The organism is Sphingobacterium populi, assembly GCF_001586775.1.
In the GTDB taxonomy this organism is placed as follows: domain Bacteria; phylum Bacteroidota; class Bacteroidia; order Sphingobacteriales; family Sphingobacteriaceae; genus Sphingobacterium; species Sphingobacterium populi.
Window position 1 is genome coordinate 614,255 of sequence record NZ_LQXS01000003.1, and the last position, 15,134, is coordinate 629,388.

The 15,134-nt window shown below is 43.7% G+C and carries 11 protein-coding genes; 2 read left to right on the top strand and 9 right to left on the bottom strand.

Translation table 11 applies throughout. The features are described 5' to 3' along the window. Positions 1–22 precede the first annotated feature (22 nt). The 5 genes from A0125_RS10580 to A0125_RS10600 form a co-directional block, all read right to left on the bottom strand. Positions 23–1,045: an asparaginase gene (locus A0125_RS10580; RefSeq protein WP_066755556.1), complete on the bottom strand. Its 1,023-nt coding sequence runs from the start codon at positions 1,043–1,045 to the stop codon at positions 23–25. Positions 1,046–1,048: 3 nt separating this feature from the next. Continuing rightward, positions 1,049–1,846 carry a TatD family hydrolase gene (locus tag A0125_RS10585; protein WP_231863206.1) on the bottom strand — a complete coding sequence of 266 codons (798 nt, stop codon included), beginning with the start codon at positions 1,844–1,846 and terminating at the stop codon, positions 1,049–1,051. Between the two features lie 84 nt (positions 1,847–1,930). After that, positions 1,931–2,920 (bottom strand): FKBP-type peptidyl-prolyl cis-trans isomerase, encoded by a 990-nt coding sequence (locus tag A0125_RS10590; RefSeq protein ID WP_066755559.1) that lies wholly within the window; start codon positions 2,918–2,920, stop codon positions 1,931–1,933. Positions 2,921–2,946: 26 nt separating this feature from the next. After that, positions 2,947–3,957 carry a DHH family phosphoesterase gene (locus tag A0125_RS10595; RefSeq protein ID WP_066755562.1) on the bottom strand — a complete coding sequence of 337 codons (1,011 nt, stop codon included), beginning with the start codon at positions 3,955–3,957 and terminating at the stop codon, positions 2,947–2,949. Between the two features lie 84 nt (positions 3,958–4,041). Next, positions 4,042–6,678, bottom strand: a complete 2,637-nt coding sequence (locus A0125_RS10600; RefSeq protein ID WP_066755565.1) for an outer membrane protein assembly factor BamB family protein — start codon at positions 6,676–6,678, stop codon at positions 4,042–4,044. Between the two features lie 135 nt (positions 6,679–6,813). On the opposite strand from A0125_RS10600, the gene A0125_RS10605 reads away from it, so the two are divergent. After that, positions 6,814–7,203, top strand: a complete 390-nt coding sequence (locus A0125_RS10605) for a DUF423 domain-containing protein (protein ID WP_066755568.1) — start codon at positions 6,814–6,816, stop codon at positions 7,201–7,203. A 72-nt stretch (positions 7,204–7,275) separates the two neighbouring features. Beyond that, positions 7,276–9,762, top strand: coding sequence for a replication restart helicase PriA (gene priA / locus A0125_RS10610; RefSeq protein WP_066755571.1), 2,487 nt, complete (start codon positions 7,276–7,278; stop codon positions 9,760–9,762). Here priA and glpT read toward each other — a convergent pair whose 3' ends face one another. From glpT to A0125_RS10630, 4 genes are all read right to left on the bottom strand, one after another. After that, positions 9,763–11,103 carry a glycerol-3-phosphate transporter gene (gene glpT / locus A0125_RS10615; RefSeq protein ID WP_066755574.1) on the bottom strand — a complete coding sequence of 447 codons (1,341 nt, stop codon included), beginning with the start codon at positions 11,101–11,103 and terminating at the stop codon, positions 9,763–9,765. Positions 11,104–11,108: 5 nt separating this feature from the next. Then, positions 11,109–12,029, bottom strand: coding sequence for a glycerophosphodiester phosphodiesterase family protein (locus A0125_RS10620; protein ID WP_231863207.1), 921 nt, complete (start codon positions 12,027–12,029; stop codon positions 11,109–11,111). Positions 12,030–12,059: 30 nt separating this feature from the next. Next, positions 12,060–13,484, bottom strand: a complete 1,425-nt coding sequence (locus A0125_RS10625) for a calcineurin-like phosphoesterase C-terminal domain-containing protein (protein ID WP_066755582.1) — start codon at positions 13,482–13,484, stop codon at positions 12,060–12,062. A 94-nt stretch (positions 13,485–13,578) separates the two neighbouring features. Continuing rightward, a complete protein-coding gene (locus A0125_RS10630; protein WP_156472511.1) occupies positions 13,579–15,123 on the bottom strand; it encodes a DUF5689 domain-containing protein in 1,545 nt (514 codons plus the stop codon). Positions 15,124–15,134 lie beyond the last annotated feature (11 nt).

Below are 15,134 nucleotides of genomic sequence, written 5' to 3' on the forward strand. Positions count from 1 at the left end.
GCGCCATCGGCGCATTCTTTCTTTAATCGTTGGGCGTTAGCTCACCACGAATAGGTTGCTCCACATATTTGGCCACTTCTGCCTGATCGTCAAAATGGCCTTGTAAATACATCAACTTGGTAATCGCAGCTTCAAAGGTCATATCATAACCGTTCAATACGCCAATGCCTTTCAGCTTGGCACTAGTGCCGTACCTACCCATTTCTACCGATCCCACTTTACATTGCGATATATCAATCACATTGATACCGGACTGGATAGCCTCACTTAGTTCATCGATAAACCACTGATCAGTCATCGTATTCCCTGCGCCGAACGTTTCCATGATAATACCGCGCGCACCGCAATGCAAGATCTGCCGTACCGTGGTGCGATTAATGCCGGGGAAAAGCTTCAGCACAGCTACACGATTATCCAAGCTAGTGTGCATAATAAAGTTCTGTCCGCTGTTATCCAGCAAGGCATCCTCGTTATACTGAATATGTATACCAGCCTCAGCTAGCACCGGATAATTGGGCGAACGGAAGGCCTCAAATTTTGCGGAATTATACTTAAAGGAACGATTGCCACGAAATAGCTTATTGTCAAATAAAATACAGACTTCCTGTACGATCGAGCGACCTTCTCGTTTCGCCGAAGCAATCTCCAAAGCCGTCATCAAGTTCTCGCGCGCATCGGTTCGTATTTCGCCGATCGGAAGTTGAGATCCCGATAGAATGACTGGCTTTTGCAAGCCCTCCAGCATGAAGCTAAGAATAGAAGCCGAAAAGGACATAGTGTCCGATCCATGTAAGATGACAAAGCCATCATACAATTCATAATTCTTCTGTACGATCTTTGCCATCTCGACCCAGATATGCTCCTTCATATCCGAAGAATCAATAATCGGATCAAACGAATGCACGGTAATCTTATAGTTAAGCCGACTCAGGTCGGGAAGGTTATTAGCGATCAATTCAAAATCGAATGGTACGAACGAACCTGTTTTGGGATCTTTGACCATCCCGATGGTGCCACCGGTGTATATGATGAAAATGTTGTGCATATGCTATATTCCGAAAACGTCTATTGAATTACGTGTGGTGATCTCTGCTAATTTCTCAATCGAAATCTGATGTAAGTCGGCCACCTTTTGTGCTACATAGCGAAGATAGCTGCTTTCATTTTCCTTGCCGCGAAAAGGACTAGGAGCGAGGTAAGGTGCATCCGTTTCGAGTACAATATGCTCTAATGGTATCTGGCTCACTACATGATCTAATCCGGCTTTTTTGAAGGTTACAACGCCACCGATTCCTAATTTAAACCCGAGATTAATGGCGCGCTGCGCTTGCTCCAAAGTGCCAGTGAAACAGTGAAATATGCCAAACAAGCGATCGTCCTTCAGTTCTTCGAGAACCGCGAATACTTCGTCGAATGCTTCTCTACAGTGTATGTCAATCGGTAATCCCAATGCCTTTGCCCATCCAATCTGTGTTCTAAAGGCGTCTTGCTGTATGGCCAATGTAGATTGGTCCCAATACAGATCGATGCCAATCTCGCCAATAGCGAAGATTTTATGGGATTGTATCGCTTTTTCAATTGCGGCAAGATCAGCTATGTAATTTTCCTTGACACTGCAAGGATGTAAACCCAACATCGCAAAGCAATGTTGCGGATATGCATCTACGGTTTGCATTACCGAGGTTATCGAATCCACATCCACATTTGGTAAAAATAGCCGACGCACATCTTGCTCGAAACAACGATTCATCTGTTCGGCCAAAAGCGGGCTACCGGCATGATAGTAGATATGGGTATGGGTGTCTGTGAGGACAAGATCAATCCGACTCATGTCCAAAATTAACATTTTATTGATAAGTAATGCTGTTTGCCAACAAAAAACGCGATTCTGTTATAGAATCGCGTTTATATTGAAAATTTATCAATTTTATTATCGAGTGGTCGGAGGCGTCATAGCTGGCATCTCAGGCGCATCGGCTTCTTCTTCTTTTGGTCCAGCAATAATGTCTAGTACCTCTACTTCGAATACTAATGGTGCATATTGCGGAATAGCTCCCATAGAACCTTGCTGACCATAGCCTAAGTTAGAAGGAATAATGAAGGTCGCTTTGCTACCTTTTTTCAATAATTGTAAACCTTCTGTCCATCCCTGGATCACTGGATCTTTACCTACACGGATACGGATTGGTTCGTACGTACGCATCGGGTTATGAATCTTATTTTTCTTTGCTAATTCAGTATCATTAGTGTCAAAGATTTTGGAGTTAGCTGCAAGAGAACCCGTGTAGTTCAATACAACAGTATCGCCAAGAGCAGCCAATTTGCCAGCACCTTCTTCTTTAATAATGTACTGAAGTCCGGAAGCTGTTTTCTTTGGCTCCAATTTATTTTTTTGGATGTAGGAATTGATTTTTCCTTCTTCAGCGTTTTTGATTTTCTCTATTTCGCCTTCAAAATATTGGTTGACTTGCTCGAACAATACAGAATCAGCCAAATCGCCTTTCTTAAATACTTTTTCTACTTTGAAAGTAAATTGAAGGTATTTGTCTGCAAACTCTGGTTTTGGTTGACCTGTGCGTGCAGCCATAGTATCCAAGTTAATACGGAATACCGCGCTATCGCCTTCACCCAGCATGCGCAAGATGCTATTCGGATCTCCTGGATAGGATCCTTGCAAAGTAGAATCTGGCATGATAGGCTGTGCTTGTGGCAATCCCATATCGTAGGTGTTTGCCAACACTGAGTCACGATCCGTTTCCACGATCAGATTAAATGCTAACACATCACCTGTGGTCGCTTTCTCACCGCTGCCTTCTTTAATAAATTTGTACTCTAACCCACCTTCACCTTTTTTGAAGCTTTGACATGAGCTCATCGCAAGAGCGGCTACCGCCGTTAAAAATAGAATTGACTTCTTCATTTGTATTTTGATGTATAATTTTTATGTTAATTCGTTAATACTTCAGCATACTGCGGAAGTATGGATTTAAATCTTTCTACTACGGTTAGCAAATCTTCGGTAGAACTTCCACCTGATGCATTTAAGTGGCCACCCCCATTAAAATGGGTTTTGCAAATCTCGTTGCAGGGAATTTCTCCAATTGATCGCAAAGATAGCTTAATTAATTCGGTTCTGTCAACAAATAATCCGGCTAGGCGCACACCTTTTATGGATAGTGCATAGTTGACCAAGCCTTCGGTATCACCGGTCGTGATAGCAAACTGTTTTAGATCATCTTTGCTTAATGCAAAAATGGCAGTATTATATTCAGGTATCACCTCAAGACAGTTTAGCAAGCAATAGCCTAAAAATTTAAGACGATTCTCTGTAGAGCTGTTATATACTTGTTGATGAATCTCCCAGTTGCGTACCCCGATCTCGATCAAGTCGGCAATAATACGATGCACGGCTGCATTGGCAGCTTTGAATCGAAAGGACCCGGTATCGGTCATGATTCCGGTATATAGGCACGTCGCCATATCAGCGTTCAATTTATCCTTGCCGTCCAATTCTTCGACAATAAATCGGTATACCAATTGTGCAGTTGCCGCTGCTTGCGAATCCCAATAGCTGAGGTCGGCAAAATCTTCGGGATCAAGATGATGATCGATCATCCATTTTTGTCCATTGGCGCCACGGATCACGGGCTCCAGAATATTAGTGCGCGATAGCGCGCTATAATCAAGGCAAAAGATGATCTCCGCTTCAGCAAAAAGGTTGTAGACCAAATCGGGCTGATCGGGGAAAATGATCACTTCGTCGCGGCCAGGCATCCAATCTAGAAACGTCGGGAAATCCGAAGATACGACTACCGATACTGTATGACCTGCCGCACGTAACCATTGTGAAAGCCCTAATGAAGAACCCAACGCATCGCCATCTGGCTTGTGATGTGTGGTGATTACAATTTTCCTCGGGGAGTCTAATAAAGTGATATTCTCTTTTCCTTCTAACATATCTGTTTTATGAATGCAAACCTACCAAAAAAAATATTCTGATAAAATTTTTTTCGTCATCCTAAAATGGTGTGGGATAAATTATTAGTGTTTGTACGCATAGAGTTTATGGTCGCGCTTGGTGGATAGTAAATAATTGCCACTATTGTAGTTGATCGGGCCATAATAAAACAATGGAAGCGCCTCTACCGGAAATCCGTCTATCACGTTGCCATTCTCCGTAAATACGTAGATTAAATTGTTTGACGGTACACTGACTCCCAACTGTACTATCGTTCGGGAGATGGGGAAAAACAGAGGAGAACTATATATTTCTTTGGTGAATCCTTGACTGTAGCGTAGCGATGTGCTGTCCGCGGTTTGATAGACACTGAGCTTATTATCGTCAAGAACGACCATATCTGGTATGGAAGCAACAGATAGCGGCGCAAAGAATGCGCGATGATTGCCGGAAAGCTCAGCATTGGATGTGCTGCTTACACCATTGGATTTAGCATAACGATAAAGCTTGCCAGCACTATCTGTGGTGATAAATACATCCTCGGCACCTGAACTTGCGCTGATTATATGTCCTAGTGGATTCCGGAATGTTGCTTCGGCTTCGGTCGGGGCCGCTATTTCGTGTACAATCTGGCCTTCCGAATTGAAATAATATACTTTGCCCGATGTACTACCGACGACGATTTCATTATTCGCTAGATAAATGCCGCTGAGTAAGCGACCAGAAACAGCTGTCGAAGCCCAATTAGATACTGCATTTCCTTCCATGTCATACGCAAGTAAACGATCTCTCAACGGAACGAAAATAATATCACGACGATCGATAGTTAGCACTACCGGCGATCCAGTAGGCTCTTCGGGTAAGCTTATAGAAAAGCCAGGCAACCCATTGCCTTTGGGGTCAAAACGATACAGACGATTTCGGTCAGTCACTAACAGAATAGAGCGATCTGCCAATTGAATCATATCACCGATCACTCGACCAGAAAATACAGTTGACCAAATTTTGGTACCACTAGGGTGAATGGCATGAAGCGTATGATCTTGTTCTTGTACCAAGATGAATTGACTGGTATCCGAATGCTCGAAGACGTATGGTCGCGTTATTAGTCGATTGTTGAACGCATATGTCCAATCAGGAGATGAGCCTAATGCCGTCGAGCTTTTGTAGATACCATAAATACTACTGATAAAGTTGCCACCATTGCCCATGAGCTGTGCGGACCACGCATAAAAATCTTGGTATCCATATGCTTTGCTGTCTCGTAAGTTCTGCGCCAGAGGTCGAATTAAGTTGTTGCTGAGCATGCGGCTCGCATTTTTGGTATGCAGAAAGAAAGTCACGTTGGCTTCGTCGCCTTGCATGCGTTCGTAGTTTTTGAAGCCCAAGGTGCCTACCAGTAGATCGCTATTTTGCCATTGACTTAGGTAGTTGCTAACTGTTGCGGATTGATTTGCGAATACAACAACGTCATCTATAATCGTGAAATATGGACGAGGAAAGATTTGAAAAGCATCGCCATAATAGGCATAGAGCAGATTCTCATATTTAAGGCGATACAGGCCATTGCCCACATCCTCGGCTAAATCAGACAGCATTCCATCCAGAGCGGTTGAGTCGCGTAAAGATAGAAAACCCAAGTTGTCACCATTGTTCAATTCTGCGACAGCGAATCCGCTACCACCCGCCGCCTCAAAGCCGCTAGTAATATTGGGCCGGCTACTGCGGGTATTCTCTAACTGATCCAAAATCCGCTTTTGATTAGGTTTGCGTGTTAGATATTTTTCCAGATCTTGGCGGTACTTCCGCAAATCGCTAACGGAGTATTCCAAATACAGGGCAGTATTGGCAGGGAAATAGTGATACAAGCGTTGGGTGGTCTTCTGTTGGAAAGCGAATAGCGATAAATAATTTTGTTCTTTTTTATCCAGTTCACTTTCTCCAGTAAGCATCAGCGCATCCTGCTTATAGTTAATGTTCCAAGTGGATTGCCCATCTAATCCCAAAAATTGTTGTATAAAATGTCCTGGCCTATTGCGCAGAAATTTTTTGGACAAGCTATCGATCTGCTCGTGCGCAAAGTAGAAACTCAAAGGCACATTTCTGTTGGTATTCTCCAAGAAAAATGCAATCTGCTGACGACTCAGCTTAGGGTGTCTCTTATCGAGCACTTTTTCTAAAACTGAGAGCGCTGGAGAAACAAAGAATATATCGGCATGATAGGCGGCATACCACGTCACTTCGCTGCTATCGCGTTGCAGCGCAAAGATGCGTTGGCCTAGGGTATCTAAGGCGGTGAATTGATACCGATCTGAAAGCTGTGCTAAAAAGTTGTTGACCGAACTTTCTTTTATTGGTTCTATGGTGGGTATGGTAAACAACATCTCTACCGATTTGTCTACGTCATGAAAAGAAACATACACGTCGGTGCCAGCTAGATACGGAGTGAGCGTAGGACTACGTAGGAGTTGTTGCTTTAGGTCGTTCATATTTTGTTTTTGCTCGAAACCTAATAAAGCATCAAATACTTCGTAATCTTTGAAAATGTTATCCGTAGTTTCCTCGTTTTTGAATGCAGCGATGAGTAATGTTTCTTCTGGAAGAAAGGTGAGCGGCTTGGTCATATCCTTTTGCGCACTCCCTAACCCCGTAAAATAGAAAACGGAGGCAGCTACTACGGCTACAAACAATATGATAGAAACTATAATGGTACCCTTCATCTATTACAAACCTAAAAAAATCTGCCTGCAAATTTCAATTAGAATATTTAAAAATTGATAAAAATCGCTCTGAGTATGCATCAAATTGTATACATTTATCCACATGAAATCGGCTGTATAGCTTGATATACTATTATGAACAAACAAATTATTCTTACCGCAGCATTTTTTGGAATGGTTGCAGTGATATTAGGAGCATTTGGCGCACATGGCTTAGAAGGAAAGGTGAGTAATTCTCAGTTGGAAACATGGGAAACCGCTAACCGTTATCATTTTTACCATACGTTGGCTCTTTTGTTTTTGTCCACTTTTTCGCGGGCAAAAAGTCAATCCATAAGATTGTCTTTTATCGCTTTTACAGTTGGTATATTTTTATTCTCAGGCTCGCTGTATTTATTGAGCACACGAGAACTGATTGGGATTACGCAGATCAATATCTTGGGTCCGATTACACCTGTCGGCGGATTGTTTTTTATCATCGGCTGGATCGGTTTATTCTCGGCAGCATTGCGCCATCGAGCATAATATTACATGTTAGAACTTAGTGATGCCCTCGGTTAGTGCCTGCTAATCGAGGGTATTTTTTTACATTTGTATATGTCATCACCCCAGCTTTTCGAATCCGCCGCTGCGCGTCAGACGCTTTTTGTAGAGGTTGTATTGCCCTTGTCGATAGCCAAGTCGTATACGTATCGTGTGCCAGAAGCGCTCAACGACAAGGTAAAGCTGGGTGTGCGCGTGATTGTGCAATTCGGCAAAAATCGAATCTATGCAGCTATAGTGGAGCGTGTAACGGAAGAAGCCCCGCTACGCTACGAAGCAAAATACATTTTGGACGTAGTAGATGAACAAGGCATAGTGGGCGTAAAACAGCTTGATTTCTGGCACTGGATTGCCGATTATTATATGTGCTACCTTGGCGATGTGATGCAAGCGGCTTTGCCAGCGGCTTTGAAAATGGCTTCCGAGACAAAGATTCGCTCTGCGGATCAAGAAGATCGGGATCGTAGCGGATTGAACGATAAAGCATTTCTCGTAATGGACGCACTGGATGTTGCTGGCGAACTCCGCATTAGCGATGTTGTTAAAATACTAGGTCAGAAAACAGTGTTTCCTCTACTGAAAAGTTTGTTTGATAAAGGTTTTATCCTGATATCCGAAGAGATCAAGCAAAAGTATAAGCCTAAGGTCAAAACTTTCCTAACGTTATCGTCGTTATATGCTGATGGTGAGGCAAAACGCGAGTTGCTAGATGCACTGAACCGTGCACCAACGCAGCAAGACGCTGTGTTAGCTTTTATGCAGCTGCAAAAGCAAGGTGGCGAAATCACTCGTCAAGATATTATGGAAGCGTCTGGCTGCGGTTCATCGGCCATCACCGCTTTGATCGATAAAGGCGTGTTTGATGTGAAAGAAAAGGTAGTGAGCCGTTTTCAAGGTACTGATATTGTCTTGCAAAAAGATTTTACGTTTAGTACACCGCAACAACAAGCGTACGATCAAATAAATGAATTTTTTGAAGAGAAAGACGTCGTCTTGTTGCACGGGGTCACGGCGTCGGGCAAAACCCAATTGTATGTACGCCTGATCGAAAAGGTGTTAGAACAAGGTCGGCAAGTGCTGTTTCTACTACCTGAAATTGCGCTGACAGCGCAGATTACCGAACGATTAAAATTGTATTTTGGTGATCAGTTGGGTGTATATCATTCCAAATTTAACGATAACGAGCGAGCAGAGGTATGGTACAAAGTACTGAACGGAGAACTTAAGATTATTGTAGGTGCGCGGTCAGCCGTGCTATTGCCGTTTCAAAATCTAGGCCTAATTGTGGTGGATGAGGAGCACGAAAGCTCGTACAAACAATTCGAACCGGCACCGCGATATCATGCGCGAGATGCAGCTATTTATCTCGCAAATTCGTATGATGCTAAAGTGTTATTGGGATCTGCCACACCATCAGTCGAAAGTTTTTACAATGCCAAAGCAGGTAAATATGGTTTGGTAACGCTTTCTGAGCGATTTGGTGAGGTACAGTTGCCTGCCATCGAGATCATTCATGTGACAGAAGAAAGTCGGAAAGATCAAATGGTGAATTATTTCAGCAAAACTTTGCTTAAAGGCATTGAAGATGCGGTGGCTCTGAAAGAACAAGTCATTCTCTTTCAAAATCGCCGTGGGCACACGCCTTTCTTACAGTGTAAGACCTGTGGCTATGTCGCCAAATGTGTGCAGTGCGATGTGAGCTTGACGTACCATAAATCCAGTAACCTGCTACACTGCCATTACTGTGGTTTTTCAGAAGATACAATACAGGTGTGCCCAGCTTGTGGTTCTACGCATTTGGAAAATAAAGGCTACGGCACCGAACGAATCGAAGAGGAGCTCGAATTGCTCATGCCAGACTTGCGCATCGGTCGTCTGGATTTGGATTCTACACGCGGTAAGCACGGATTTGATAAAGTGATTACGGCATTCGATGATCATGAATTTGATGTGTTGATCGGCACGCAGATGGTGGCCAAAGGTTTGGACTTCGGTCGTGTGAACCTTATAGGCATCATTAACGCTGATGCGATGATCAATTTTCCAGATTTTCGGTCGTACGAGCGCGCTTATTCCTTGTTTTCGCAGGTAGCAGGCCGATCCGGACGTCGGCAAACGCAAGGTCGGGTAATTATCCAAACCTATTCGCCTAACCATCGCGTGCTGGAGCAAGTGGTACAGCATGATTATTTAGCGATGTTTACTAACGAAATCACGGAACGAAAAGCGTACCATTATCCACCTTTTTATCGTTTGATCCGTTTGGATGTTAAGCATACGGATCAGGACAAATGCCTAGATTCTGCGCAGAAATTAGCCAACCTGCTACGTACTTCTTTGGAGCAGCGTGTTCTCGGCCCAGAACAACCGTTGGTAGCTCGTATCCGGAATAATTATATACAGACAATTACCCTAAAGATCGAACGTGCAGGTATCAGTATTGTCAAAGTAAAAGAGTTGATTCGCCAAGCATTACTGCATTTCGAGTTAGATAAAAAGAATTCGGGCGTGCGCGTTATCGCAGACGTCGATCCTTATTAATTATGTATTTCCCAGTACGGCCATCTCTCTTTTCCAGGTGAATGCGGTAAACAGTATCGCTAGTATACAAGAGCCGATGATGACAATAAAACCGCCATCCCATTGGAAGTGATCTACAATGTAGCCCATAGCGATGTTGGCGAATAGTGCACCACCTAGGTATCCGAACAAACCGGTGAGTCCTGCTGCGGTTCCAGCTGCCTTTTTGGGAGCGAGATCTAGCGCTTGTACACCGATCAACATAACAGGACCGTATATCAAAAATCCGATGGACATAAGCGCAATATTGTCAATTAATATATTTCCTGGAGGGTTTTGCCAATAGATAACTACGGCAATCGCTACCAACGTCATGTAAATAATAGTAGCGGGAGCTCGCCGCCCATGAAAGACTTTGTCACTAATCCACCCGCAGAGCAGCGTGCCAGGTATACCTGCGTATTCGTATGCAAAGTACGCCCAACCAGATTCATTCACTGAAAATCCTTTGGCCTCTTCCAAGTAGGTAGGAGCCCAGTCTAGAATTCCATATCGTACAAAGTATACAAAAGCATTTGCAATGGCGATATACCAGAGCATCTTATTTTTTAGGATATAATCTACAAAAATTTGTTTGGCGCTGAGTTCTTTTTCTTCTTTCTCGGAGTAATCCTTTGGGTAATCGTTTTTGTACTTTTCGATCGGAGGCAGACCACAGGATTGAGGAGTATCGCGCACCAGCCAATATGCGATACATGCGATCAACAATGCTACAATACCGGGGAAGTAAAATTTACTTTGCCAATCGCCGAAGATGACGATACCTACGATCGCCAACGGACCAATCAGGCCACCGCCTACGTTATGAGCCACATTCCATATAGCCATCTTGGTTCCGCGTTCGCGTACCGAAAACCAATGTGTCATCACGCGGCCGCAGGGCGGCCAACCCATTCCCTGAAACCAACCATTAATGAACAACATAGCAAACATGATCAGCAGGGAAGAGGTCATCCATTGGAAAAAGCCCATTGCAATCATGGTCAAAGCGGACAATACCAAGCCAATCGTTAGAAAGTTACGGGCATTACTACGATCAGAAACATTGCCCATCAAGAATTTGCTGAGTCCATAGGCGATGGATACGCCTGAAATAGCCCAACCAAGATCCGACTTTGAATAACCTTGTGCAATGAGATCTGGCATAGCCAAAGAGAAATTTTTCCGTACCAAATAGTATCCGGCATAGCCGATAAATATTCCTAAGAATACTTTCCAGCGTAGTTGCTTGTACGTCGTATCTGTTTTGTCTAAGGGTACTAATTCCTTATGTGGCGCGGGCTGCATCCAATTTTTCCACATGATAATTACTTTTTAGCTTTTAAATTGAACAGGTTTGGATAATCTGATATGATTCCATCCACGTTCATCGATTTTAGGTTTGCGATATCTTCGGCCGAATTGGCTGTCCAAGGTATTACTCGCATATGAAGGCGATGACATGCCTCAATGAGTTCGGCATTCACCATTTTGTAGTTTGGACTAAAGATGAAAGGGATAAAGCCCAAAGATTGAATATGCTGTTTCACGCTTCGCGTAGTATCGCTTGTGAGCAGTGATATCTTGATGTGAGGATGATCTCGATGTAATATTTTCAATGTACGTGGGTCAAAAGACTGTATTACTGTTCGATCTGTAATGTTTTTATCCTGAATAACAGTCAATAACATTCGCACAAAGGTTTCAGGGTCTGGATGATTTTTGCCATCGCCTTTCGCACTTAGTTTCGTTTCGATATTATAAAAATGAGGTTTAAGGCCTTTCTGGTGACTGTACTCTTCCACTGAATCGATCAAATCTGCTAACCGAGGAATGTATTCTCGAATGGATTGTTGACTAGGAAAGTCAGGATGATCCTTCGATCCAACGTCGTACTGACTAAGTTGCTCGTAGTTTGTTTGATAGATGAGCAAGCTTTTGTCCACGATATCCTGACCATCAGGCTGTCTAGCAAATTTCGGATTAAGATACGCATCGTGCGCAATCACTACTTGGCTATCTTGCGTAATCTGTGCATCCATTTCTAGCGTGGTTACTCCGTAGTCCAAAGCTGTATACATCGCATGAATAGTATTTTCGGGATATAGACCACGTGCGCCGCGATGCCCTTCGTAAGAAAAAGTTGGAAACGTATCAGGTCGCTCTGCTAATAAAGCTTTTCGACTTGTACAAGCATAGATCATGCATGCACTGGCAATGAGGGATAATATTAAATGTCTGCTCAGCATATCTTATTGTGCGGTTTTATAGGAAAGGAACTATGATATTGCGTAGGTTTCTTTCAAGTTTACATCTTCTTTAAATTCCCTGCCGAAACGATCTGTAACAACGATTTGTACTTGCTTCGCACGTGTCTGAGTGTAAAAGATGTGTGCGGTACGTCGTGGTTCTACCCAACCTCGTCTGTCGGCAGGTAGTTGGGGTCCTTCATACAGTGAGCGCGCGAGCGGATCTAGCGTTTTTGTCTGATCCATATGTCCCATCAATTTTCCGTCGGCATACCATTGTACTTTCCATTCAGGATCGTAGTTCCAGACGTTTACTGTAATACGATGGCCTTTGTTAAGTCGCTGTACGGATGTCCGGAATTGGTAGTCGGTGTCTTTTCCGATCGATTTGTAGCACCAGCTTAGTGTAGATCCTTGCACTTCAAATACAGCATACCCACGAGGCGTACCGTCGGTACAGACTGAGCCAGTCCACCAAGCGCCACATACCGATGCGATAGTATGCTCAAAGATGTGCTGATGTATATGATTGGTGTTTTGGTGTGTGTGTCCTGATAAAATATGAACATTGGAAAATGGCGCTAGCAGTGCATACAAATCCTGTTTGTTTTTGACGGCATTGTATACAGGGATGTGCACGCTTAAAATCAATAGATGATCGTGCGGTACCAAGGCTAGGTCTTTGGCTAGCCACGCCAATTGTTCTGCGGATATTTCACCGTTATAATCTTTAATGCTTGTATAATTCACGTTGTCCAGCACGACGTAATGCGCCATTCCTCGATTAAAAGAATAGTAAGTAGGGCCACAATGCATCTTGAATAGCGCGGCAGTATCTGGCTGGTGTTGAGTGCTCTCATGCTTATCATGATTGCCTACCGTTTGGAAAAATGGAATGCCCAATTGAGCTACGGCCTCTTGATAAGGTTGCCACATATCGGGCTTATCCCATATCGAATCTCCTACAGATATGCCATGAAAGGAGCGGTGTGTCTGTAGTTGTATGAATTGTTGCATATCAGGAATCGATTCTTGTTGGAATTGACGAACATCATCTTGAACACGTACTTGTGGATCGCCTAACCCAATAAATCCATGATGCAGATCATCCAATTCGCTTTTTCGTAGATGGAAAGTATAATGTTGCTGGTCTAAAGATCGATAGATGGCGGCAAAACCCGCATCCTGCTCGATCTCATAACCACTAGGGTTGCAGATAAACAAGAACGCACTCTCTGGATTTGTTGTGATCTGATAGTCGCCATTTTTGTCTGTTACGGCGATCGCATAGCCATCTGACACCGCCACTCCTTGTACACCTTTTGACACTGCAACGACGCGCCCTCTGATTATTGAACTGTGATCGTCTGCTTGTAGGTGCGCAAAAGCACTTTCAGAAAGACAATATCCACCAACCAAGAGCCCAGCAGATTTTAAAAATATTCTTCTATTCATAATTATGCTGTCTTATTTTTTGCTGTTTAACATAAAAATGCATACAAATGGCTTGCGACCGGCACTGGTCGAAGCCATTTGTATGCAGTATAATTTACTCGACCTGTTTGGTTATTCCTGGGCCGGTTTCAATCTCGGCTAGTGTAGATGGTTTATCCAAATGAATCAACGTATGCGTACGAGGAGTGGTCCACTCACGGGTTTGCGTATTGAATTCGCCACCAAGCATGAAATAATATCCAATGTCTGTATTAGTTGGCGATCCGTGGTGCGGATGCCTGAAGTCATTGATGCCTTCGCCCATAGAAAAGAATGGCGTGAGTTCGCCGCTTTCTCTGGAATAAGTCGTGTAATGATCGTTGTTAGCTATACGGTATCCCAATCCAAGATCTAAATCGATGATCGAAGCGGTACCTGTACCACCATAAAATACCACATCGATTGGTATCGTACTTTCAGAAATGTTCGTGCCTACGAAAAGTGCAATTCCGCTGGCGTTGCCACTGTTGGCGAGCAAATTACTGTTATTATTTCCTAACCCATCTCCCAGCGTACTTGCATAGGTAATGGTTCGAATCCAGTTAGCATTCGCGATAGAAGTGGAGTTGGCTCCGTTAATGCGTTTTTGACTTCCGCCCACATAAAAGAATTCTCCTTTCTTTACGGATCCTTCAGTGAGGTTAAATTTATACGTTCTAGCTCCACCGGTTGCCCAGCCAGCCGTATGCATTACCGAGCCAGCATTATTACTGGTCACGATGGAGAAAGGAATTTCCGAAAAATCGATGTCGGTATTCGCCATCAGTTGTACGTATTCATAATTGCCATCTCCGCCAGCAGGGTCATTGCAAAATCCCGTAATAATCAGAGGCATATCTCCAAGGTCGCCCGGAATCTCTGGGTCGGATACATCTTCGATATCGCTATGGTATCTCGGCCAAATAGCGAAACGTCTGTACGTATTTGACTCGCGAAGTAAAATACCTGTAGCGTTCACATTGCGTGGTAATGGTGTAGCGGCAAAGTCAGCACTAGATTGCGTGTGTATCGACAGCGTATCTGCGCCATTTAACATGTGCTTTACTCCTTCTAAAGTTTCTCCGTCGGTCGGTCTCGGGCTGAGCTCTGCGCCTACAATCTTTACTAAAGTACCTTCATAATCATTCGGTCGGAGATAAGCGTTATAAGCCGTTATCGTCCGAAACGTGAGGTACGGTGCTGTGCTTACTTTTTCGATATCGGCTGGAGTTACATGGCTGATGTACAAGAAACCTTCTCGTTTCAATTCTTTGTTAGCAACGTGAACTATTAAAGAATCGCCAGGTAAATAATTGACTACGTCGTCACCCAGTTGTAGTGCGATACCATGGAGCTGATTGCGGCGATGTTGCTGAATGATGAGCATACCATCGGGTACGTTTCCATTTCGGTAATCTGATATAACCACACCAGTGATTTTTTCGGCCTGCGAAAGTCGGTCTGGGTCTAATGATACGTCCGTATCTTTATGAATCGTCCGTAAATCTTGTATGGCGATGTAAGGACTAGGCGTTCCGTCAATAATGTTGCGTTTTTCGCAAGCATACGCGGTTAGTAATATGCATATGGACAGGAGGCTATATAGTGATCTGTAATTCATAGCTTTTTCGG